Source organism: Telluria sp. RB2R28 (genome assembly GCF_059685835.1).
The window spans coordinates 1-21,589 of record NZ_JCASIK010000009.1 but is presented as its reverse complement, the minus strand read 5'-3'; the positions used below and the strand labels follow the sequence as shown (position 1 = coordinate 21,589).

Genomic DNA, 21,589 nt, shown 5'->3' with positions numbered 1-21,589 from the left:
TCCTGCGGGCAGGACATGCCAGACTTATAATGGCCAGATCCTGTCTTCACTACGCCCCCATGTCATTTCGCCCTGAACCGCCTTACACCCACGGTACCATCCCGCGCAGCGCGGTCCTGCTGGTCAACCTTGGCACGCCTGACGAGCCCACGCGCGGCAAGGTGCGCAGCTACCTGAAGCAGTTTCTGTCCGACCCGCGCGTGGTCGAGGTGCCGCGCCTGGTCTGGTGGTGCATCCTGCACCTGATCATCCTGCCGTTCCGCTCGGGCCAGTCGGCTGCGAAATACCGCACGATCTGGACCCGCGACGGTTCGCCCCTGCGCGTGAACACGGCCCTGCAAGCCACGCGCCTGCAAGCGATGCTGACCGAGCGCGGCCACGAAGACGTGAGTGTGGCGATGGCGATGCGCTACGGCTCGCCATCGATGCCCGAGGTGCTCGATCGCCTGAAAGAGGAGGGCGTCGACCGCATCGTCGTGCTGCCCGCCTACCCGCAATATTCCGGCACCACCACGGCATCGATCTGGGATGCCGTGTTCCAGCACTACGCGAAGGTGCGCAACATTCCCGAGCTGCGCCTGGTGAAGCATTACCACGACCACGAAGGCTATATCCACGCGCTGCGCGACAACGTGCTGGCGCACTGGGACAACCATGGCCGCGGCCAGAAGCTGGTGATGAGCTTCCACGGCGTGCCCAAGCGCACCCTGCTGCTGGGCGACCAGTACCACTGCGAGTGCTATAAAACCGCGCGCCTCCTGGCCACCGCGCTCGACCTGTCGCAGGACGAGTACATGGTCACGTTCCAGTCGCGCTTCGGCAAGGCCGAGTGGCTGCAGCCGTACACCGCGCCCACCGTCGCGCAACTGGCGCGCGATGGCCTCGAACGCATCGACATGATCTGTCCGGGCTTTACCAGCGACTGCCTGGAAACGCTGGAAGAAATCTCGATGGAAGTGCGCCACGATTTCGAAGCGGCCGGTGGCAAGGAGTTTCATTACATCCCGTGCCTGAACGCTTCGCCCGCCTGGATTCGCGGCCTGGCCGAAATCGCCGAGCAGCACCTGATCGGCTGGCCGACCATCCTCACGCCGGCCCAGCGCGAAGCGCGCCGCATCGATGCCGAACGTGGCGCTGCGCGCGCCAAGAGTCTCGGCGCCGCCAACTAGTCCATACCGACTTGCCTGTTGACAACCTGCTAAAATAGCGGGTTGTTGGCGCTGCAGGGCCGCATTTGCCTGAATTTCAGATGGCTTTCCTGCAATTCCCCTTGAAATTGTAGGAGATCGCCCCATCTGGTGCGCTGTGTATCAATCAGGATACGTTTTTAAATCAGCCAAGTCCTTGATTCCAGGAGTTTTTCCGATGCAAGACCAAGAAAACAAAGAGATGAGCAACGAGCAGGATGTACAGGCGCCCGGCGCTGACATCAACGATGGTGCTACCGCTGGCGCCGCGCAGGCTGGTACGCCGGGCCTCGAAGAACAATTGAGCGCCACCGAAGCCAAGCTGGCCGAGATGCACGACGCCTTCATGCGCGCCAAGGCCGACGCGGAGAACATCCGCCGCCGCGCCCAGGAAGACGTCAGCAAGGCCCACAAATTTGCCATCGAAAGCTTCGCCGAGGCCATGGTGCCGGTGCGCGACAGCCTGGAGATGGCACTGAAGGTCGAAGCGCCGACGGTCGAGTCGATCAAGGAAGGCGTCGAGATGACGCTCAAGCAGCTCACCAGCGCGTTCGAAAAGAACCGCCTGATTGAGGTGCTGCCGCAAGTGGGCGACAAGCTGGATCCGAACAAGCACCAGGCCGTTGCCGTGGTGCCAGCGGAGCAGGAAGCCAATACCGTGGTCACCGTGCTGCAAAAGGGTTACATGATTGCCGACCGCCTGCTGCGGCCAGCCATCGTGACGGCAGCAGCACCAAAATAAGAATGGCCGCGTGCCGCGTAATGCTCTTGAAAGCACGCCGTTTTTCCCAATATTGAATCCATCAGAAACTCAGCATATAAAAAGGAATACATCATGGGCAGAATTATCGGTATCGACCTTGGCACCACGAACTCGTGCGTGGCCATCATGGAAAACGGTCAGCCAAAAGTGATCGAGAACGCTGAAGGTGCGCGTACCACGCCATCGATCATCGCTTACCAGGAAGACGGCGAGATCCTCGTCGGCGCGCCGGCCAAGCGCCAGGCCGTGACCAACCCGAAGAACACGCTGTTCGCAGTCAAGCGTCTCATCGGCCGCAAGTTCGATGAAAAAGAAGTACAAAAAGACATCTCGCTGATGCCATACGCCATCGTCAAGGCCGACAACGGCGACGCATGGGTTGGCGTGCGCGACAAGAAACTGGCTGCCCAGCAGATCTCGGCTGAAGTGCTGCGCAAGATGAAGAAGACCGCCGAGGACTACCTGGGCGAAGAAGTCACCGAAGCGGTCATCACCGTGCCGGCGTACTTCAACGACTCGCAGCGCCAGGCAACCAAGGATGCCGGCCGTATCGCGGGCCTGGACGTCAAGCGCATCATCAACGAGCCGACCGCTGCTGCACTGGCATTCGGCCTGGACAAGACCGACAAGGGCGACCGCAAGATCGCCGTGTATGACCTGGGCGGCGGCACGTTCGACGTCTCGATCATCGAAATCGCTGACGTCGATGGCGAAAAGCAGTTCGAAGTGCTGTCGACCAACGGCGACACCTTCCTGGGCGGCGAAGACTTCGACCAGCGCATCATCGATTACATCATTGACGAGTTCAAGAAGATCAACGGCCTGGACCTGTCGAAAGACGCGATCGCCCTGCAGCGCATCAAGGCTTCGGCCGAGCGCGCAAAGATCGAACTGTCGTCGTCGCAGCAGACCGAAATCAACGAGCCGTACATCGCCATGGCGAACGGCGCGCCGGTCCACCTGAACCTGAAGATGACCCGTGCCAAGCTCGAGTCGCTGGTGGAAGAGCTGATCATCAAGACGATCGAGCCATGCCGCATGGCCATCAAGGATGCCGGCGTCAAGGTTTCGGATATCGACGACATCATCCTGGTCGGTGGTATGACCCGTATGCCGAAGGTGCAGGAGAAAGTTAAAGAATTCTTCGGCAAAGAAGCACGCAAGGACGTCAATCCGGACGAAGCCGTCGCTGTCGGCGCCGCGATCCAGGGTTCGGTCCTGTCGGGCGAGCGCAAGGATCTGCTGCTGCTGGACGTGACGCCACTGTCGCTGGGTATCGAAACCCTGGGCGGCGTGATGACCAAGATGATCCACAAGAACACCACGATTCCGACCAAGTTCTCGCAGGTGTTCTCGACTGCCGACGACAACCAGCCGGCCGTGACCATCAAGGTGTTCCAGGGCGAGCGTGAAATCGCGGCCGGTAACAAGGGCCTGGGCGAGTTCAACCTCGAAGGCATCCCGCCAGCATCGCGTGGTACGCCACAGATCGAAGTGACCTTCGACATCGACGCCAACGGCATTCTGCACGTCGGCGCGAAAGACAAGGCCACCGGTAAAGAGAACAAGATCACCGTCAAGGCGAACTCGGGTCTGACGGAAGAAGAAATCCAGAAGATGGTCAAGGACGCCGAGCTGAACGCCGAAGAAGACAAGAAGGTCAAGGAAATGGCGGAAGCGCGCAACCAGGGCGACGCCCTGGTGCACTCGACCCGCAAATCGCTGACCGAATACGGCGACAAGCTGGAAGCCGGTGAGAAAGAGCAGATCGAAGCGGCAATCACCGACCTCGAAGGCGCGATCAAGAGCGGCGACAAGGCGGACATCGATGCCAAGACTGCAGCACTGTCGAGCGCGTCGCAGAAGCTGGGCGAGAAGATGTACGCCGACATGCAGGCGCAGCAGGCTGGTGGTGCTGGCGCGGCCGGTGGCCCTGGCGCCGGTGCAGCCGGTGGCGAGCAGTCGGGCAAGCAGGACGACGACGTTGTCGACGCCGACTTCAAGGAAGTCAAAGACGCGAAGTAAGCGTCTCCGGCGCGAAGGCCTTGTGCCTTCGCGTACAGGCCGAGCCGACACCTTCCAGGTACTCGGCTCGGTTTTTTTGGTTTAAAGAATTCAGTTTCAAGATAACTTTAGGTGCCGACCATGGCGAAGCGTGATTTTTACGAGATCCTTGGGGTCGCGAAGGGTGCGTCGGAAGACGAGATCAAGAAGTCTTATCGCAAGCTTGCGATGAAGTACCACCCTGACCGCAATCCGGATAACAAGGAAGCGGAAGAGAAGTTCAAGGAGGTCAAAGAGGCCTACGAGATGCTGACCAACCCGGAGAAGCGCGAAGCGTATGACCGTTACGGTCACGCGGGCGTCGATCCGAACAGTGGCATGGGCGGCATGGGCGGCGGCGCCGGTGGTTTCGGCGATGCGTTCGGCGACATCTTCGGCGACATCTTTGGCGGTGGCCGTGGCGGCCGTAGCGCTGGCCCGCAGGTGTACCGCGGCGCCGACCTGCGCTACAACCTCGAGATCACGCTGGAACAGGCCGCTCACGGCTTCGACACGACGATCCGCGTGCCGAGCTGGGACAAGTGCGACACCTGCCACGGCAGCGGCGCCAAGCCGGGCACCCAGCCTGTGACTTGCACCACCTGCGCCGGTCACGGTCAGGTGCGCATGCAGCAGGGCTTCTTCAGCGTGCAGCAGACCTGCCCGAAATGCCATGGCAGCGGCAAGATCATCCCTGAGCCGTGCGCGGCCTGCGGTGGCGCCGGACGCATCAAGCGCAACAAGACGCTGGAAGTGAAGATCCCGGCCGGTATCGACAACGGCATGCGCATCCGCTCGTCGGGCAATGGCGAACCGGGTACCAATGGCGGGCCGGCAGGCGACCTGTATGTGGAGATCCACATCAAGCCGCACACCGTGTTCCAGCGTGAAGGCGACGACCTGCACTGCGAAATGCCGATCTCGTTCTCGAAAGCGGCTCTGGGCGGTGAAATCGAAGTGCCGACCCTGACCGGCAAGGTCTCGTTCACGGTGCCTGAAGGCACCCAGACCGGCAAGACCTTCCGCCTCAAGGGCAAGGGCATCAAGAACGTGCGTTCGGGCTACACGGGCGACCTGTTCTGCCACGTGATCGTCGAGACGCCGGTCAAGCTGACCGACAAGCAGAAGGACATGCTGCGCGAGTTCGAACGCCTGACGATCGAGGGCGGCGCCAAGCACAGCCCGCAGAGCAAGGGCTGGATGGACAAGGTCAAGGACTTCTTCGAGTAAGTCCACTTACCGCTGAACGGCATATGCCTTCAGCGGTTTTTTTTTGCCTGTTCGGTTGGCCCGCCAACACGGTTATACTCCCCCTGTTTCGAGACCTACCCGCCTTTGAAGCCTGCTCCAGAACAGGCCTGGCAACGCCCCTTCTGGGACGGTAATAAACATAAGGAACCAATATGGACAAATACAAGACCAAGGGATTGACCGCGGCAGAGCTGTTCGAACGCAACCGCACGTGGGCCGCCACGATGGTGGCCGAGGACCCGAACTTCTTCAAGGCGCTGTCGGAACAGCAGGCGCCGGAATACCTGTGGATCGGCTGCTCGGACAGCCGCGTCCCCGCCAACGAACTGCTGGGCATGGCGCCGGGCGAACTGTTCGTTCACCGTAATATCGCCAACGTCGTCGTGCACTCTGATTTGAATTGTCTGAGTGTGCTGCAGTTCGCCATCGACGTGCTGAAGGTCAAGCACATCATCATCTGCGGCCACTATGGCTGCTCGGGCGTGCACGCGGCGCTGACCGATGCGCGTGTGGGCCTGGCCGACAACTGGCTCGGCCACGTGCGCGATGTGCGCGACAAGCATGGCAAGTACCTGGGCCACGTGAGCGGCCGCGCCGCCACCAATCGTCTGGTCGAGCTGAACGTGGCCGAACAGGTCATGAACACGGCCCACACGACCATCGTGCGCGATGCGTGGGAACGTGGCCAGCCATTGACCATCCACAGCTGGGTGTACGGCGTACACGACGGCCTGCTGCGCGACCTGGGCATCACCGTGAGCAGCTTCGAAGAGATCGAGCCGAAGCTGCGCCGGGTACTCGACGGCTACGTCGAAGGCGGCGTCGTGCGTGAAGAGCGGCGTGGACAGTGATTTGATGCGACTGCGCGCGCTGGTGCGCGCGTTCGTCGACGAGCGTGACTGGGATCAGTTCCACACGCCGAAGAACCTCGCGGCGGCCTTGACGGTCGAGGCGGCCGAGTTGCTGGAGCATTTCCAGTGGCTGCAGTCGGGCCGTGCCGAAGAACTCGGCGCCGATAAGCTGGTCGAAGTGCGGCACGAGATGGCCGATGTGCTGGTGTATCTCGTGCGGCTGGCAGACAAGCTCGACGTCGACCTGGTCGCGGCGGTCGAAGAAAAGATGGTGCTCAACCGGGCGAAGTACCCGGCCGAGCTGGTGCGCGGCGATGCACGCAAGTACTACGAGTACAAAGAGTACAAAAAAACGTGATCGCCGGCGCCGCTTACATGCCGCCCATGCAGATGTACTTCACGACCAGGTAATCATCCATCCCGTAGGTCGAGCCTTCACGCCCCAGGCCTGATTGCTTGACCCCGCCGAACGGCGCGACCTCGGTCGAGATGATGCCGGTATTGACCCCCACCATCCCGCTCTCGATCGCCTCGGCCACGCGCCAGACGCGGCCGATGTCGCGCGCATAGAAGTACGACGCCAGCCCGAACTCGGTGTCGTTGGCCATGGCAATCACGTCGTCTTCGGTCGTGAAGCGGAACAGCGGCGCCAGCGGGCCGAAGGTTTCTTCGCGCGCCACGAGCATGCTTGATGTCACATCGGTCAGCACCGTCGGCTCGAAGAAGCTGTGCCCCAGTGCGTGGCGTTTGCCGCCCAGGAGCAGCTTGGCGCCCTTCGCCTGCGCATCCTCGATGTGCTGCTCGATCTTGCGCACGGCTTTTTCTTCGATCAGCGGGCCTTGCGTGACGCCTTCTTCGCGGCCATCACCCACCTTCAGTTTGCCCACCGCGACGGCGAGCTTGCGCGCGAATTCGTCGTACACGCCATCCTGCACGTACAGGCGGTTGGCGCAGACGCAGGTCTGCCCCGCATTGCGGAATTTCGAGGCGATTGCGCCCTCGACTGCCGCATCCAGATCGGCATCGTCGAACACGATGAACGGCGCATTGCCGCCCAGTTCGAGCGAAATCTTCTTGACCGTCGGTGCGCACTGCTCCATCAGCAGGCGCCCCACGGCGGTCGAGCCGGTGAAGCTCAGCTTGCGCACGAGCGGATTGCTCGTCATCTCGCCACCGATGGCTTTCGAGTCGCCAATCACGACGCTGAACACGCCTTTCGGCACGCCGGCGCGCTCGGCCAGCACGGCCAGCGCCAGCGCCGACAGCGGCGTGAGTTCGGCCGGTTTGAGCACGATCGGGCAACCGGCGGCCAGCGCCGGCGCGACCTTGCGGGTGATCATCGCAGCCGGGAAGTTCCACGGCGTGATCGCGGCGCACACGCCGATCGGCTCCTTGGTCACGACGATGCGTTTATCGGGCCATGGCGAAGCGAGCGTCTCGCCGGCCACGCGCTTGGCTTCTTCGCCAAACCACTCGAAGTAAGAGGCGGCGTAGGCCACTTCGCCCTTGGCTTCAGCCAGCGGTTTGCCTTGTTCCAGCGTCATCAGCAATGCCAGGTCGTCGGCATTTTCCAGCATCAGGTCATGCCACTTGCGCAGGATCGTGGCGCGTTCTTTTGCGGGCAGTTTGCGCCAGGCAGGCCAGGCGGCGTTGGCGGCATCGATGGCGCGCTTGGTTTCGGCAGCGCCCATGTGCGGCACGCTGGCCACGGTTTCGCCATTGGCGGGATTGGTCACGGCAATGGTCTGGCCGTCGTCGGCGTCACACCAGGCGCCGCCTACAAAGGCCTGCTGGCGCAGCAGGGAAGGGTCTTTCAAATTCGGCATAGTGTCCTCGTCAATTCATGTCGAGCATCGGCTGCAGAGCGCGGATGCAAGCCGTCATGGTAGACCCATTTGCAAACGAACGTGCCACCGCGCCCGATTACTGCATACTGAAATTCTCGAAATTGTGATGACTTTTGGAAACGTGTGGGCTGCCTCAGCCGAATGAAGTTAAGCTTTTGACATGAAATTTCCCCCGCGCCCGACCCGTTGACTGCCTTGTGGTCGCGCGCCTCAAAGAGAAGGACAACCACCATGCGCCCTATCGTAATCGTCCCCGCATGCACGCGTGATTTCGGCGAACATCCGTATCACGCCGCCCAGCACAAGTATGTCGACGCCGTCACCCTGGGCGCCGATTGCGCCTCGCTGATCCTGCCATCGTCCGGCGAATCGCTGGACCTGGAAACCATCTTCGGCACCATCGACGGCATCATGCTGACCGGTTCAGCCTCCAATGTGCATCCCAGCTACTACTCGGAAGAAGTGCTGGATCCATCGCTGCCGCAAGACCCGGCGCGCGACCAGACCACCTTACCGCTGATCCGCGAAGCGGTGCGCCGCGGTGTGCCGATCATCGCCATCTGCCGCGGTTTCCAGGAGATGAACGTGGCGCTTGGCGGCAGCCTGCACCAGGCGGTGCAGACGGTCGTGGGCAAATTTGATCACCGCGAAAAAGCCGAGCTCGGCATGGATGAGCAATACGGCGACGCGCACAACGTCACGGTCACTCCCGGCGGCATGCTCGAGGGCATTCTTGGTGCGGCCGAGATCCCCGTGAACTCGCTGCACGGGCAGGGCGTCAATGAACTGGCGCCGGGCCTGTCGGTCGAAGCCGTGGCCGAAGACGGTCTGGTGGAAGCGTTCACCGTGTCGACGTCGCCCGGCTTCACGCTGGCCGTGCAGTGGCATCCCGAATGGCGCATCCAGCACAACCCGTACTCGATGAAGATGTTCCGCGCCTTTGGCGACGCCTGCCGCGCTTACCGCGAGCAGCGCCTGGACGGCGGCTCGCTGTTGAAATGACCCGGCGCGCCCGGCGTGAAGCGGGCGCGCAATCGATTACCGACATGAGGCAATAATGGCAATACGCGAAAATTTCAGTTATACCGATATGGACGAGTGGCTCGATGCAAAGCGGGTCACCGAAATCGAATGCCTGGTGCCCGATCTGACCGGCGTTGCGCGTGGCAAAATCCTGCCGCGCGTGAAGTTCACCGACGACCGTGGCATGCGCCTGCCTGAAGTCGTGCTGGGCATGACCGTGACCGGCAACACGCCGGAACGTGACGACGCCTACGAGCGCGCCATCTCGAGCATCGACCGCGACATGATCCTCAAGGCCGACCCGACCACGATCACGATGGTGCCATGGGCCGTCGATCCAACTGCGCAAGTGATCCATGACTGCTATTACGCCGACGGCCGCCTGGTCGACTTCGCGCCGCGCAGCGTGCTGCGCCGCGTGCTCAAGCTGTACGAGCAGCGCGGCTGGAAGCCACTGGTGGCGCCGGAACTCGAGTTCTATCTGACGGCCAAGAACATCGATCCCGACCTGCCGCTGGTGCCGCCGATCGGCCGCAGCGGCCGCGCTGAAACAAGCCGCCAGGTCTACAGCATCGACGCGGTCAACGAGTTCGATCCGCTGTTCGAGGACATCTACGATTACTGCGAGCTGATGAACCTGGACGTCGACACGCTGATCCACGAGATCGGCGCCGGCCAGATGGAAATCAACTTTCAGCATGGCGAGCCGCTGGGCCTGGCCGACAAGGTGTTCTACTTCAAGCGCACGCTGCGCGAAGCAGCGCTCAAGCATGACATGTACGCGACCTTCATGGCCAAGCCGATGGCCAATGAGCCGGGCTCGGCGATGCACGTGCACCAGAGCGTGATCGATGGCGAAACGGGCAAGAACATCTTCAGCACCGAAGACGGCGCGCCGTCCGAGCTGTTCCACCATTACATCGGCGGCCTGCAGCGCTACATGCCATCGGCGATGGCGATCGTCGCGCCGTATGTAAACTCGTACCGCCGCATCGTGCGCCACACGGCTGCGCCGATCAATCTGCAGTGGGGGATCGACAACCGCACCGTGGGCATCCGGGTGCCGGTGTCGGGTTCGCAGGATCGGCGCGTGGAAAACCGCGTGATCGGCGCCGACGCCAACCCGTACCTGGCGCTGGCGATCACGCTGGCCTGCGGCTACCTGGGGATGGTCGAAGCGATCGAGCCATCAGCGATGGTCGAAGGCAGCGCCTACGACATGCCGGTGGACCTGCCGCAAGGGCTGTCCGAAGCGATCACCGTACTGCGCCGCGAAGACCGCCTGCGCGACGTGCTGGGCGAGCGCTTCATCGACGTTTATACGGCGGTGAAAGACCTGGAGCACCAGGAGTTCATGCGGGTGATCAGCCCGTGGGAACGCGAGCATTTGTTGCTGCACGTCTGATCGAGTGATCGTTGAACGCGTGGACGGGGAACCCGTCCACCCTACCACTTGGGCTGATTATCGACGTAGGGTGGACGGCTCTGCCGTCCACGCGTCCAACCAAGGCTTACGCCGCCACTTCGCGTCGATTGACCAGCACCTGCGGCGCCAGCGACCCGACGACCATGCCGACAAACGCCATGATCAACCCGGCCAGCTGCCCCGGGAAATGCACACCCCACCCGGTGATCTGCTCAAAGAACAGCACCCACGTCAGCAAGCCGCCCGCGATCGACAGGATTGCACCTTGGGTCGTCGCGCGCTTCCAGTACAGCCCCATCACCAGCGGCACGAACGCGCCCACCAGCGGCACCTGATACGCGCTCGAGACCAGCTCGTAAATCGACGTACCTTCCATCGCGATTGCATACAGTAGCACCAGCGTGGCGAAGATCACGATCGTGATGCGCATCGCCAGCAGCTGCTGGCGGTCGGTCATGCCGGGCCGGATGTTCTTGAGGATGTTCTCGACAAAACTCGTCGACGGCGCCAGCAGTGTGGCCGACGACGTGCTCTTGATCGCCGAGAGCAGGGCGCCGAAGAACAGGATCTGCATCACCAGCGGCATCTTGGTCATCACGAACGTGGGCAGCAGGCGCTGGTAGTCGTTCTGCGCGATCTCGAGCGCCTGGCTGCCCATCACCACCACGGCAGCGGCCACGATGAACATCGGCACGAAAGCGAACAGGATGTAGCTGACGCCGCCAATCACGGCGCCGGTGCGCGCGGTTGGCGCGTCCTTGGCCGACATCACGCGCTGGAACACGTCCTGCTGCGGGATCGAGCCGAACATCATCGTCACGGCCGCAGCGATGAAGAACATGATGTCGGTAAAGCTTGGCTCGGGCCACACGCGCCACAGGTCGGCGTTCTGCGCCATCGCCATCACGTTGCCGGCGCCCCCGGCCAGGTCGGCCGCGAACCAGGCGATCACGCTCATGCCCACGACCAGCACGATCATCTGGATGAAGTCCGTGATCGCCACGGCCAGGAAGCCCCCCACCACCACATAGATCAGCACCGTCAGCGTGCCGACGATCATGCCGGCGGCCGGCGACATCGCCCCGGCCGTCAAGACACTAAACACCAGCCCCAGCGCGGTGATCTGCGCCGCGACCCAGCCGAGATAACTCATGATGATCGCGACCGAGCAGAAAATCTCGATGCCCTTGCCGTAGCGCTGGCGGTAGTAGTCGCCGATCGTGAGCAGGTTGAGTTTATACAGCTTGGTGGCGAAGAACAGGCCCACCAGCACCAGGCACATGCCGGCGCCGAACGGGTCTTCGATCACGGCGTTCAGGCCGCCCTGCACGAACTTGGCCGGGATGCCCATTACCGTTTCGGCGCCGAACCAGGTCGCAAACGTGGTGGTGATCACCATGATCAGCGGCAGGCTGCGGCCGGCCACGGCGAAGTCGCTGGTGTTCTTGATCCGCGTGCCCGCCCACATGCCGAGAGCCAGCGTGCCGAGCAGATAGAGCACGACGAAGGTGATCAAAGTGAGGTTCATGCAGTAGGTGCTCCGAGGCCAGGAAATTTATGAGCGGAAAATTCCGCGATTATAAATCCGAAACCTGGCCGGCGGCCTAAATTGCCATCTCACGCAGCAGTCTGGATGCCTCGCGGTTGGCGCCGATGCAGGTCCCGTCGCGCATGAAGATCTGCAACTGCGACTGGTCGTCGGCGCGCATCGATTCGACGAAGTCCAGGTTCACCAGCGCCGAGCGGTGCACGCGGATGAAACGCCGTGGATCGAGCTGCGCTTCGAGTTCCGACATCCCGATGCGCACCAGGAAATGCTGGCCGCGCGCGGTGATCACGGTGTACTTCGAATCGGCTTTCATGTATTCGATCTCGTGCGCCGCGAGCGGGAAGATGCGGCCACGGTCGCGCACGAGGATGCGATCGAGCGGCGCCGGCCCGGTGCTGGCACGCACCAGCGCATCTTCGACGGCCGCGCGTTCGGGCCGCGCGCCATCGAGCAGGCGCGCCACGCTGTCGGCAAAGCGCGCCCGCGTGAACGGCTTGAGCAGGTAGTCGACGGCGTGCAGTTCGAACGCGGCCACCGCATAGTGATCATAAGCGGTCGTGAAGACGATCTGCGGCAGGTAGTCGAGCTGGCGCAGCACCTCGAGCCCCGTCATCTCGGGCATCTGGATGTCCATGAACACGACGTCGGGCCGCAGCGTTTCGATGCGTGCCAGTGCGCTCGCGCCGTCAGCCGCTTCGCCCACCAGCCGCAGGCCCGGATGGGCGTAGATGGCGTCGCGCAGCACGTCGCGCGCGAGCGGTTCGTCTTCGGCGAAAAATACGGTCTTCATGGTCATGGCGTCGTGGGCACGGTGACGCAGGCGGCAAAGCCGGCGCCGGGTTGGGAGTCGATGCGCAGCGCAGCGCGGCCGGCGTAGTCAAGGTCCAGGCGCCGGCCGATGGTGCGGATGCCCAGGCCGGGCGAGGCCTCGATCGTGGCCGGCGTGGCGCCGGGGCCATCGTCGCGCACGGTCACGCGCAGCAGGCCGGTAGCGGGTTCGCGCCGGCTCTCGATGCGCAGGACGCCATGGCGGGTGAATGGATTGAAGGCGTGCTTGATGCTGTTCTCGACCAGCGGTTGCAGGCTCAGGGCCGGCACCAGGCAATCGCCCAGGTCGGGGTCGAGATCCCACTCGACCCGCAGGCGCTCGCCCAGGCGCAGGCTTTCCAGCTCCAGGTAGTCGCGCACGAAATCGAGTTCGGCGTCCAGCGTGACGCGGTCAATGCCGGCGCGCTCGGTGTCGAGCACGTAGCGCAGCATGTTCGAAAACTGGAACAGTGCCGTTTCGGCCGCCTCCGGATTGCGGCCGGTGAGGGCGATGATCGAGTGCAGGGTATTGAACAGGAAGTGCGGATTGAGCTTGCTGCGCAGCGCGCCCAGTTCGCTCGCCACCAGCAGCGTCTGCGCCTGCTGCGTGGCGAGCGCCTGGCGCTGGGTCGCGGCATTGGCGCGCACCAGGTGAAACACGCCGGCCACCACGGCGTAGCTCATCATGTTGTACAGGAAGGGCCACAGGTGCCAGGACAGCGGATGGGGTGGCGGGTTCTGCGTCACCACCAGCACCGTGTGCGCGTAGGTGGCAAACGCCACTGCCGCCACGACATGGATGATGAAGCGTTGCACGCCGGGCACGGCGCGCCGTTCGAACCGGCCACTGAGCGGCCAGAGCAGGGCCAGCATCGCAGCCGATGGCGCAATGCTCACAAAGGCTCGCCAGAACAGGGATGGGTCGAGCCGGCCCGCCAGCAGGGTGTCGGCCTGCATCACCAGCGCGATCACCAGCATGTAGCTCAGCCAGGCGGCGATGTACAGGCGCCACATGGGTGACAGTAAGGAAGACTTGGTCATGGTCATCTGTCGAGTATCGCGCAGAACGGCTGGGTTGCGGCGGGTCTTGCGCCGAAATACAGAAATCCGGCGCGAACTGCAAGAACGTGGCCACGAGGTGATGATGCCGGCACCCTTGCCAGGGTTGACACACCTCACTACAGTAGCTGTACTGAAGTAGCCGTACTGAACCAGAAAGGTATCGCATGACCCACGCATCCACCCTCGACCGACGCAGCATCGACGCGGCGCGCTGGGCCATCTCCACCGTGTTCCTGCTCAACGGCGCCGGCATCGGCCTGTGGGCCGCGCACGTACCGACCGTGCAGGCGCGCATGGGGATCGATACCGGCATGCTGAGCATGGTGCTGCTGACCGTCGCCGCCGGCGCGCTGCTGGCGATGCCGCTGATGGGCGGGCTGACCGGGCGCTGGGGCACGCGCCGTATGGTGCTGCTGTCGGGCTTTGCCTTTGCGGCGATGACGCCCCTGATCATGGGCGCGCCGAGTCTGCCGCTGCTGTTCATTGCCGCGTTCCTGTTCGGCGTCAGCAACGGCGCGCTGGACGTCGCGATGAACGCCAACGCGAGCGAAGTCGAAACCGCGCGCGGCTTGCCGACGATGTCGTCGTTCCATGGCTTCTTCAGCCTCGGCGGCCTGTTCGGTGCCGGTATTGGCGGGCTGCTGGTCGGGCAGGGCCTGGGCCATGGTCAGGGCGCGCTGATGGTCGGCGTGGTCACGGCGGTCGTGCTGGCGCTGTCTGCGCCACGCGTGATGGGCTTTGCCGCCAGCCACGATGCCGGCAGCCACTTCTCGCTGCCGCGCGGCGCGGCGCTCGGCCTGGGCCTGCTGGCGTTGCTGTGCTTTGCGGTCGAAGGTGCGCTGGTCGACTGGAGCGCGTTGTTGATGCAGGAGCGCACCGGCGCCACGCCGGCATCGGCGGCGCTGGGCTTCTCGGCGTTTTCGATTGCGATGGCGGCGTGCCGCTTTGCCGGCGACCGGCTGATCGTGCGCTTCGGTGCGCTGCGCATCATGGTCATCGGCGGCCTGGCGATGTTCGCCGGGCTGGCGCTGGCAGTGGCCAGCACACACTTCGTGCTGTCGGCTGTTGGTTTTGCGCTGGTGGGACTGGGCGCGGCGAATGTGGTGCCGCTGCTGATCGGGGCCGCAGGGCGCATTCCCGGCATGAGCGCCGGGAACGGCGTGGCGGCGGTGGCCACGCTCGGCTACGGTGGCTTGCTGCTGGCGCCACCGGTGCTCGGCTGGGTCGCCATGCACTCGAGCATCATGGTGGCGCTGGGCGGACTGTCGTTGTCGGGCCTCGTGATCGCCCTGAGCGCCCGTGTGATTCGACGCTAAGCCGGCGCCAGGGCGTCATCACGATCAGAAGCAGTGTTCGGCAGCCGGGAAGCTGCCATCCTTCACGGCAGTCACATAGCTCGTGACGGCTGCATCGATGCTGGTCTGGCCGTCCATGAAGTTCTTCACGAAGCGCGCCTTGCGGCCCGGGAACACGCCCAGCAGGTCGTGCATCACCAGCACCTGGCCCGAGCAATCCGGGCCGGCGCCAATGCCGATCGTCGGCACCGACAGCAGCTCGGTGACTTCCTTGCCCAGCGCCGCCGGCACCGCTTCGATCAGGATCAGCGCCGCGCCGGCCGCCTGCAGCGCCAGCGCATCATTCTTGAGGCTGTCGGCGCCCGCGTCGGTCTTGCCCTGCACGCGGAAACCACCCAGCTGGTGCACGAACTGCGGCGTCAGGCCAATGTGCGCGCACACCGGAATGCCCCGTTCGACCAGCAGGCGCACGGTGTCGGCCAGCCAGGCGCCGCCTTCGATCTTGATCATCTGCGCGCCGGCGCGCATCAGTTGCACGGCGCTGTCGTAGGCTTGCTGCGGGTTGCCGTAGGCGCCGAACGGCATGTCGGCCAGCACCAGTGCGTGCTTGTTGCCGCGTGCGACCGAGGCTGTGTGATAGACCATGTCGGCCACCGTCACCGGCAGCGTCGAATCGTGCCCGGCGCAGACCATGCCGAGCGAGTCGCCGATCAAGAGGATCTCGACGCCGCAGCGGTCCATCAGCGACGCGAAGCTGGCGTCGTAGCAGGTCAGCATCGCGATCTTGTTGCCGGCTGCGCGCATGGCCAGCAGCGATGGCACGGTGACGGCTTTCGGGGTTGCCGGTACGGGGGCCGCGGGCGCGGGCACAGCGGCAGGCACGGGTGCACCTGCGCCAGCCGTCATCTCGTTACCCTGCAAATAACCACTCATGAAGAAATCCTTTAAAACAATGCGTCCTGGCCGCGTAGTGTAATGCGGCCCCTGCGAAGCTGCAGGATCTCGAACGAAAAATGAAGCCTGTGGCGCTCGGTTCGTTCAAGCGCGCATTCTACTGCAGCCTGCCTTTCCTGACACGGCTACCCCAGGAGCCTGGTCGGCCCCATGTCATCAAGCCGTCAAAATACTTCAATATTCTTTGAATCGTTGTACCGTTGGGATATCATTCTCATGTCTTGTAATGCACCGATCGGGAACGCCATGGATACCAAAGCAACACTTGCAGCCCTTTCCGCCTTGTCGCAGGGGAGCCGCCTTGCGATTTTCCGGTTGCTGGTCCAGGTGGGGCCGGCGGGGCTGGCGGCCAGCCGGATTGCCGAGCACCTCGATGTGCAGCCTTCGGCGCTGTCGTTTCATTTGAAAGAACTGTCGCACGCAGATTTGCTGTCGTCCCGGCAGGACGGGCGCTTCGTGATCTATTCGGCCAACATCGCGACGATGAATGGCCTGGTCGGCTTTCTGACCGAGAACTGCTGCGGTGGCGTGCCGTGCGACGCGGCCACGGGCGATGCCTGCAAGCCGCACTGACGTTACACACGACCGGTACCACGCCAAATTGACCCTTTAACTAAAACAGCCATCCCATGAACATTCTCTTTCTCTGCACTGGCAACTCCTGCCGCTCCGTCCTCAGCGAGGGCACGTTCAACCATCTGGCGCCCGAGGGGTGGCAGGCAATCAGTGCTGGCAGCCAGCCAACGGGCTCGCTGCATCCGCGCGCTGTTGCGCTCCTGCACCGCAAGGGCATCTCGACCGAGGGCTACTACAGCAAGTCGTGGGACGATTTGCCGGTCACGCCGGATATCGTCGTGACCGTCTGCGGCAGCGCTGCGGGCGAGACCTGTCCTGCTTACCTCGGCCCGGTGCTGCGGACGCACTGGGGCCTGGACGACCCAAGCCACGTCGTCGGCACTGACGAACAAATCGAAGCGGCGTTCGAGCGTACTTATGCCATCATCCTGGCCCGCACGCAGGCCTTCCTGGCCCTGCCGCTGGAGGAACTGCAAGCCGACCGCAACCGGTTCAAGGCCGAGCTCGACCGCATCGGCACCCTCTTGCCCTGAGCGGCATCCGGCACTGCCGACGCTGTATTTGATTGACCTGTTCACTAGGACCCTTTGTGCTGATCGCATCGCTGATTTTTCTCGCAACACTCATTCTGGTCATCTGGCAGCCCCGTGGGCTGGGCATTGGCTGGAGCGCCACGGCCGGCGCTGCGGTCGCGCTGCTGACCGGTGTCATCCACGTCGCCGACATCCCGGTGGTGTGGGGCATCGTCTGGAACGCGACGGGAGCATTCGTCGCCATCATCATCATCAGCCTGCTGCTGGACAAGGCGGGCTTCTTCGAATGGGCGGCCCTGCACGTTGCGCGCTGGGGCAAGGGCAATGGCCTGCGTTTGTTCATCCTGCTCGTGCTGCTGGGCGCCGCCGTGTCGGCTCTGTTTGCCAACGATGGCGCAGCGCTGATCCTGACGCCGATCGTGATCGCGATGCTGCTGGCGCTGCGCTTCACGCCCAAGGCCACGCTGGCCTTCGTCATGGCGGCCGGCTTCATCGCCGATACGGCCAGCCTGCCGCTGGTCGTGTCGAACCTCGTCAACATCGTCTCGGCCGACTATTTCGGCATCAGCTTCGCCCGCTACGCGTCGGTGATGGTGCCGGTCAATCTGGTCGCGGTGGCGGCAACACTTGGCGCGCTCATCTGGTTCTTCCGCAAGGACATTCCGGCAAACTACGACATGGCGCAATTGAAGCATCCAGGCGACGCCATCCATGACCGGGCAACCTTCATCACCGGCTGGTGGGTGCTGGGGATCCTGCTGGTCGGGTTCTTCTGGCTTGACGACATGGGCGTACCGATCAGCGCCGTGGCGGCGGCCGGCGCAGCACTCCTGCTGGCGGTGGCTGCGCGCGGGCACCGCATCTCGACGCGCGCCGTGCTGCGCGATGCGCCGTGGCAAATCGTGGTCTTTTCGCTTGGCATGTATCTGGTCGTGTATGGCCTGAGGAATGCCGGGCTAACGGTCTATCTGACCGAGCTGTTGAACTGGTGCGCGCAATACGGTGTCTGGGGCGCCGCGCTTGGCACCGGCTTCATCACGGCGATCCTGTCCTCGATCATGAACAATCTGCCATCGGTGCTGGTGGGCCTCCTGGCCATCGACGCCACCACGACCGCTGGCGTGGTGCGCGAGACGATGGTGTACGCGAACGTCATCGGCGCCGACCTCGGCCCCAAAATCACCCCGATCGGCAGCCTGGCCACCCTGCTGTGGCTGCATGTGCTGGCGACGAAGGATATCCGGATCTCGTGGGGCTACTACTTCCGGGTCGGCATCGTGCTGACGCTGCCGGTCCTGTTCGTTACCCTGTGCGCGCTTGCGCTGCGCCTGAGCTAAGAAAGGTTGCCCACCATGAACGACACCATCCCGAACCTGCCGAATATCCGGCCCAAGCTGCTGGACATGCCGACTATCGACAAGCTCGAGCCGGTGGGCGACATGAATCACCCGCCGCGCATCCTGCTGCTGTATGGGTCGCTGCGCGAGCGCTCGTTCAGCCGCTTTCTCACCTTCGAGGCCGCGCGCATTCTCGAGCACTTCGGCGCCGAGGTGAAAATCTTCGATCCGATGACCTTGCCGATGGTGGGCAGCGTGCCGGAGACGCACCCGAAAGTCGTCGAACTGCGCGCGTTGTGCCTGTGGTCGGAAGGCCAGGTCTGGTGCAGCCCCGAGCGCCATGGCACGGTGACCGGCGTGATGAAGAACCAGATCGACTGGATCCCGCTGGAGCAGGGCGCCGTGCGCCCGAGCCAGGGCCGGACGCTGGCCGTGATGCAGGTCTGCGGCGGTTCACAATCGTTCAACGTCGTCAACACGCTGCGCCTGCTGGGACGCTGGATGCGCATGATCACGATTCCGAACCAGTCGTCGGTACCGATGGCGTATAAGGAGTTCGATGAGGAAGGCCGGATGCGGCCCTCGGCTTATTATGATCGTGTGGTCGATGTGATGGAGGAGCTGGTCAAGTTCACGCTGCTGACCAGGGGGCGGAGCGATTACCTGACCGACCGGTATAGCGAGCGTAACGAGCGTGCGCTCAAGGCGATTGACCGGCAGATCGGGAAAATTTGAACGACATCGGTATTAGCCGGGCGCAGCTGTGGAGGAGCAATAAAGTTCGACACAAGGGGCCAGAACGGACATGCTTTAACGAACTTCCGCTATCGGCCAAAAGCGGACTTCTCGAGAAGGCATAAGCGCTGATATATCGTTTCCTATCTGTCGTGGTGAGAATCCGAGCATTTCCTCCGAGCTGTCGTCTGGTAATCTCGCGCATCTTCAACAAAAAACAATGCGCAGATTCACATGATCGGCTCCTTGAGTAACTGGCAACGTCGTGGACTTGGCGTCCTGTCCATCGGTGGCGGGGCACTTGGATTCGGCTCAAGCATGACCGCAGTTCTGCAAGGTCAGGAGCTCGCCCCAACAAATATCGTTCCCTTCGCACTCGGCATGGGGTTTTTTCTATGGGGTATATGGTGTGGCGTGCAAATGCTTGAAGGCACTCGGCACGCCCTATACCGAAATGTGATTTTCTGGTTTATAAAGACACCTCTGCTACAGACACCCTTTCTCGGCTACACAGTGTTTTGCGGTGCGCAACTTCAGGTCTTCGCCAAGCTGTCACCATTTCAAGTCGGCTTTTTCGGTTCGGGATTTGGTGCGCAATTCAGTATCAACCTGGGACAACCGGGTGCGCGCTTCGCCATCGCATAAACCTTGTCGCATTGTGCATTTCACTCTGGCTCATGCATAAATGCGAATTCAATCATCCAGCGTTATCTTCGGTCCCAACGAAGTGAGTCTGGCAGCGGATTAGATAGAGCGCATAAGGTCGCCATCTCCGCGCCGGGTCGGTAGCGGCCTGTCGTGACAGTCAGTGCTTTTTCAAGCCGTGCAAACTGCTAAGCTGATGTGAACGGCCGGGTTCGGCCAAGAGCGGTCGTCTAGCGTAATGTGAAAAAGCGCGCCTTTTTCCCTGCTCCGACTGCGGTAAGATTGAACTCCATCCGTTAATCGTTTTCCATGTCCAACAATACTCGCCGTACTAAAGCGCTCGCAATCTTGGCCGATACTGGCATGTGGCGCAGCAATTATGAACCTCCGTATCTGCGTTTGCTCTGGCGCCTTGGTGTCGATGCAGCCCCGCCTCACTTCGTGCCGTTCTGGCGCACCCTTCCAGTCGCTGGAATATGGTTTGGCTCTTTTTGGGGAGCCTTTATGTCGCTGTTTGTTTGGAGTCAACAGGGCTTTCCGGTTGCACTGGCTGTCGTGCTTACCGCAGGCGTCGGCTTGTTTTTCGGTCTCAGCATGGCAGGCTATTACGCTTATGGTCGCCGCAAGTATCATTTGCCTAAGTGGAATTCCATACTGTCCTAATGCAGGTTCTCGCGTACGTTCAAGGATGGTCTGATGTACAAGCTAGAGCTTCCGAAATCGGCCACAAGCGGACAATTACCCCATGCAAATTGCACGAAAAGGAAATGTTATGAAGTACTTTGTTGGTCTTGGACTTGGTACGGCAGTGGGCACGCTGCTTTTTACAGGTCTTTTAAGTGCCGCCCATGAATTTGACTGGGGTCGCGCACTGTTCGTTGGCTTGTTTGTTGGTTTCGCAGGAGCAGGCTTATCGTCGCTTACTCAGAAAAAGAAACAGGATCGATAGATAGCGCGTTCGCCGGAGTGAACGTCCGGTTTGGGTCGGTGCCGGCCTTCGTGACAGTCAGTGACTTTTCGTCAATGACAGCCTGATATGCTGAGCTAACAGCCGGGTACGGCCAAGAGCAGGCATAAAGCTCTGGTTCGCCTAAACGAATTCAACGTTAGTCTGATACGGAAATATGACATCAAAGCTTGAACGCAAATGGTGGTTCGCCCTGCCAGTTGGTGCCCTAGCGGCAATCTTGACCCTACATTTTTTAAGCAGTGCTGGCATCACGTATCCTTTCAATTTTTCGCAATGGATACTGTGCGCAATGTGCTTCACAGGACTACAGCGCGGGCTTTCTTTCATCGGTTGGTTTCTCGTTCTTAGCCTGTCGCCACAAAGCAAGGCACTGGAGCGAACCAAGTAGCCAAAACGTCGTGCCCAAGACAATCGAGGATTTGAAGCGGTCTTCATTACCATTGTCTGCTTTGGGTCTTGGATTCAACCGGTCGATGCAACAAGTTTGCTGAATCGTTCAGCGGGCGTTTGGTATTCTAAAGTCTTCCTTGGCCGTTCGTTCAATTTGCGAGCTACTTCGTTAAGTTGAGCCTGCGAGTACGCGGAGATGTCGATGCCTTTAGGAAAATACTGGCGTATTAGCCCATTGGTATTTTCATTACTGCCGCGTTGCCAAGGGCTGTGTGGGTCACAGAAGTAGACATCGATGTCAGTGGCCATAGTAAAACGCTTGTGGTCAGCCATTTCCTTGCCCCG

At 62.1% G+C, this 21,589-nt stretch carries 22 protein-coding genes; 16 read left to right on the top strand and 6 right to left on the bottom strand.

Annotation, left to right across the window (positions count from 1 at the left end; all coding sequences use genetic code 11):
• Positions 1-59: 59 nt before the first annotated feature.
• The 6 genes from hemH (at position 60) to AC56LV_RS23060 (ending at position 6,453) form a co-directional block, all read left to right on the top strand.
• Positions 60-1,169 carry a ferrochelatase gene (gene hemH / locus AC56LV_RS23085; protein WP_499561132.1) on the top strand — a complete coding sequence of 370 codons (1,110 nt, stop codon included), beginning with the start codon at positions 60-62 and terminating at the stop codon, positions 1,167-1,169.
• Positions 1,170-1,365: 196 nt separating this feature from the next.
• Positions 1,366-1,929: a nucleotide exchange factor GrpE gene (grpE, locus tag AC56LV_RS23080; RefSeq protein WP_499561130.1), complete on the top strand. Its 564-nt coding sequence runs from the start codon at positions 1,366-1,368 to the stop codon at positions 1,927-1,929.
• Positions 1,930-2,022: 93 nt separating this feature from the next.
• Positions 2,023-3,975, top strand: coding sequence for a molecular chaperone DnaK (gene dnaK, locus AC56LV_RS23075; RefSeq protein ID WP_183556084.1), 1,953 nt, complete (start codon positions 2,023-2,025; stop codon positions 3,973-3,975).
• A 120-nt stretch (positions 3,976-4,095) separates the two neighbouring features.
• Entirely contained in the window at positions 4,096-5,223 is a 1,128-nt protein-coding gene (gene dnaJ, locus AC56LV_RS23070) for a molecular chaperone DnaJ (RefSeq protein WP_332533169.1), read from the top strand.
• Positions 5,224-5,396: 173 nt separating this feature from the next.
• Positions 5,397-6,095 (top strand): carbonate dehydratase, encoded by a 699-nt coding sequence (can, locus tag AC56LV_RS23065; protein WP_499504271.1) that lies wholly within the window; start codon positions 5,397-5,399, stop codon positions 6,093-6,095.
• A gap of 4 nt (positions 6,096-6,099) precedes the next feature.
• Positions 6,100-6,453 (top strand): nucleotide pyrophosphohydrolase, encoded by a 354-nt coding sequence (locus tag AC56LV_RS23060; protein ID WP_499561335.1) that lies wholly within the window; start codon positions 6,100-6,102, stop codon positions 6,451-6,453.
• Between the two features lie 13 nt (positions 6,454-6,466).
• Here the strand turns inward: AC56LV_RS23060 and gabD are convergent, their stop codons facing one another.
• Positions 6,467-7,921 (bottom strand): NADP-dependent succinate-semialdehyde dehydrogenase, encoded by a 1,455-nt coding sequence (gabD, locus tag AC56LV_RS23055; protein WP_499561128.1) that lies wholly within the window; start codon positions 7,919-7,921, stop codon positions 6,467-6,469.
• A 252-nt stretch (positions 7,922-8,173) separates the two neighbouring features.
• On the opposite strand from gabD, the gene AC56LV_RS23050 reads away from it, so the two are divergent.
• Both AC56LV_RS23050 and AC56LV_RS23045 read left to right on the top strand, forming a co-directional pair.
• Positions 8,174-8,944, top strand: coding sequence for a gamma-glutamyl-gamma-aminobutyrate hydrolase family protein (locus AC56LV_RS23050; RefSeq protein WP_499561126.1), 771 nt, complete (start codon positions 8,174-8,176; stop codon positions 8,942-8,944).
• Positions 8,945-8,999: 55 nt separating this feature from the next.
• Complete coding sequence (locus tag AC56LV_RS23045) at positions 9,000-10,370, top strand: glutamine synthetase family protein (RefSeq protein WP_183556091.1); 1,371 nt, start codon at positions 9,000-9,002, stop codon at positions 10,368-10,370.
• 106 nt (positions 10,371-10,476) lie between these two features.
• On the opposite strand, the gene AC56LV_RS23040 is transcribed toward AC56LV_RS23045, so the two are convergent.
• The 3 genes from AC56LV_RS23040 to AC56LV_RS23030 all read right to left on the bottom strand — a co-directional run bounded on the left by AC56LV_RS23040 (position 10,477) and on the right by AC56LV_RS23030 (position 13,788).
• On the bottom strand, positions 10,477-11,919 hold the full coding sequence (locus tag AC56LV_RS23040) for a high affinity choline transporter 1 (protein ID WP_499561124.1): 1,443 nt from the start codon (positions 11,917-11,919) through the stop codon (positions 10,477-10,479).
• A gap of 76 nt (positions 11,920-11,995) precedes the next feature.
• Entirely contained in the window at positions 11,996-12,730 is a 735-nt protein-coding gene (locus AC56LV_RS23035; RefSeq protein ID WP_499561122.1) for a LytR/AlgR family response regulator transcription factor, read from the bottom strand.
• A gap of 2 nt (positions 12,731-12,732) precedes the next feature.
• Complete coding sequence (locus AC56LV_RS23030; protein WP_499561121.1) at positions 12,733-13,788, bottom strand: sensor histidine kinase; 1,056 nt, start codon at positions 13,786-13,788, stop codon at positions 12,733-12,735.
• Between the two features lie 185 nt (positions 13,789-13,973).
• Between AC56LV_RS23030 and AC56LV_RS23025 the strand changes: the two genes are divergently transcribed.
• Complete coding sequence (locus AC56LV_RS23025; RefSeq protein ID WP_499561119.1) at positions 13,974-15,125, top strand: MFS transporter; 1,152 nt, start codon at positions 13,974-13,976, stop codon at positions 15,123-15,125.
• Between the two features lie 24 nt (positions 15,126-15,149).
• Here AC56LV_RS23025 and panB read toward each other — a convergent pair whose 3' ends face one another.
• Positions 15,150-16,037, bottom strand: coding sequence for a 3-methyl-2-oxobutanoate hydroxymethyltransferase (gene panB, locus AC56LV_RS23020; RefSeq protein WP_499455807.1), 888 nt, complete (start codon positions 16,035-16,037; stop codon positions 15,150-15,152).
• A 267-nt stretch (positions 16,038-16,304) separates the two neighbouring features.
• On the opposite strand from panB, the gene AC56LV_RS23015 reads away from it, so the two are divergent.
• The 7 genes from AC56LV_RS23015 to AC56LV_RS22985 all read left to right on the top strand — a co-directional run bounded on the left by AC56LV_RS23015 (position 16,305) and on the right by AC56LV_RS22985 (position 20,833).
• Positions 16,305-16,631, top strand: a complete 327-nt coding sequence (locus AC56LV_RS23015) for an ArsR/SmtB family transcription factor (protein WP_499456810.1) — start codon at positions 16,305-16,307, stop codon at positions 16,629-16,631.
• 56 nt (positions 16,632-16,687) lie between these two features.
• Positions 16,688-17,167, top strand: coding sequence for an arsenate reductase ArsC (locus AC56LV_RS23010; RefSeq protein WP_499561117.1), 480 nt, complete (start codon positions 16,688-16,690; stop codon positions 17,165-17,167).
• 56 nt (positions 17,168-17,223) lie between these two features.
• On the top strand, positions 17,224-18,504 hold the full coding sequence (locus AC56LV_RS23005; RefSeq protein WP_499561115.1) for an arsenic transporter: 1,281 nt from the start codon (positions 17,224-17,226) through the stop codon (positions 18,502-18,504).
• A 15-nt stretch (positions 18,505-18,519) separates the two neighbouring features.
• Positions 18,520-19,239 carry an arsenical resistance protein ArsH gene (gene arsH, locus AC56LV_RS23000; protein WP_499561113.1) on the top strand — a complete coding sequence of 240 codons (720 nt, stop codon included), beginning with the start codon at positions 18,520-18,522 and terminating at the stop codon, positions 19,237-19,239.
• Positions 19,240-19,473: 234 nt separating this feature from the next.
• Positions 19,474-19,884, top strand: a complete 411-nt coding sequence (locus tag AC56LV_RS22995) for a hypothetical protein (protein WP_499561112.1) — start codon at positions 19,474-19,476, stop codon at positions 19,882-19,884.
• Between the two features lie 309 nt (positions 19,885-20,193).
• Entirely contained in the window at positions 20,194-20,547 is a 354-nt protein-coding gene (locus AC56LV_RS22990) for a DUF6404 family protein (RefSeq protein WP_258834981.1), read from the top strand.
• Positions 20,548-20,656: 109 nt separating this feature from the next.
• Entirely contained in the window at positions 20,657-20,833 is a 177-nt protein-coding gene (locus AC56LV_RS22985) for a hypothetical protein (protein ID WP_499561111.1), read from the top strand.
• 483 nt (positions 20,834-21,316) lie between these two features.
• Here AC56LV_RS22985 and AC56LV_RS22980 read toward each other — a convergent pair.
• On the bottom strand, positions 21,317-21,589 hold a 273-nt coding region (locus tag AC56LV_RS22980), incomplete at its 5' end, for an IS30 family transposase (protein WP_499561109.1).

Excerpts from the sequence above, each read along its gene's own strand:
- hemH (WP_499561132.1), top strand. The coding sequence starts at position 60 with ATGTCATTTCGCCCTGAACCGCCTTACACCCACGGTACCATCCCGCGC.
- grpE (WP_499561130.1), top strand. The coding sequence starts at position 1,366 with ATGCAAGACCAAGAAAACAAAGAGATGAGCAACGAGCAGGATGTACAG.
- dnaK (WP_183556084.1), top strand. The coding sequence starts at position 2,023 with ATGGGCAGAATTATCGGTATCGACCTTGGCACCACGAACTCGTGCGTG.
- dnaJ (WP_332533169.1), top strand. The coding sequence starts at position 4,096 with ATGGCGAAGCGTGATTTTTACGAGATCCTTGGGGTCGCGAAGGGTGCG.
- can (WP_499504271.1), top strand. The coding sequence starts at position 5,397 with ATGGACAAATACAAGACCAAGGGATTGACCGCGGCAGAGCTGTTCGAA.
- AC56LV_RS23060 (WP_499561335.1), top strand. The coding sequence starts at position 6,100 with ATGCGACTGCGCGCGCTGGTGCGCGCGTTCGTCGACGAGCGTGACTGG.
- gabD (WP_499561128.1), bottom strand. The coding sequence starts at position 7,921 with ATGCCGAATTTGAAAGACCCTTCCCTGCTGCGCCAGCAGGCCTTTGTA.
- AC56LV_RS23050 (WP_499561126.1), top strand. The coding sequence starts at position 8,174 with ATGCGCCCTATCGTAATCGTCCCCGCATGCACGCGTGATTTCGGCGAA.
- AC56LV_RS23045 (WP_183556091.1), top strand. The coding sequence starts at position 9,000 with ATGGCAATACGCGAAAATTTCAGTTATACCGATATGGACGAGTGGCTC.
- AC56LV_RS23040 (WP_499561124.1), bottom strand. The coding sequence starts at position 11,919 with ATGAACCTCACTTTGATCACCTTCGTCGTGCTCTATCTGCTCGGCACG.
- AC56LV_RS23035 (WP_499561122.1), bottom strand. The coding sequence starts at position 12,730 with ATGAAGACCGTATTTTTCGCCGAAGACGAACCGCTCGCGCGCGACGTG.
- AC56LV_RS23030 (WP_499561121.1), bottom strand. The coding sequence starts at position 13,788 with ATGACCAAGTCTTCCTTACTGTCACCCATGTGGCGCCTGTACATCGCC.
- AC56LV_RS23025 (WP_499561119.1), top strand. The coding sequence starts at position 13,974 with ATGACCCACGCATCCACCCTCGACCGACGCAGCATCGACGCGGCGCGC.
- panB (WP_499455807.1), bottom strand. The coding sequence starts at position 16,037 with ATGAGTGGTTATTTGCAGGGTAACGAGATGACGGCTGGCGCAGGTGCA.
- AC56LV_RS23015 (WP_499456810.1), top strand. The coding sequence starts at position 16,305 with ATGGATACCAAAGCAACACTTGCAGCCCTTTCCGCCTTGTCGCAGGGG.
- AC56LV_RS23010 (WP_499561117.1), top strand. The coding sequence starts at position 16,688 with ATGAACATTCTCTTTCTCTGCACTGGCAACTCCTGCCGCTCCGTCCTC.
- arsH (WP_499561113.1), top strand. The coding sequence starts at position 18,520 with ATGAACGACACCATCCCGAACCTGCCGAATATCCGGCCCAAGCTGCTG.
- AC56LV_RS22995 (WP_499561112.1), top strand. The coding sequence starts at position 19,474 with ATGATCGGCTCCTTGAGTAACTGGCAACGTCGTGGACTTGGCGTCCTG.
- AC56LV_RS22990 (WP_258834981.1), top strand. The coding sequence starts at position 20,194 with ATGTCCAACAATACTCGCCGTACTAAAGCGCTCGCAATCTTGGCCGAT.
- AC56LV_RS22985 (WP_499561111.1), top strand. The coding sequence starts at position 20,657 with ATGAAGTACTTTGTTGGTCTTGGACTTGGTACGGCAGTGGGCACGCTG.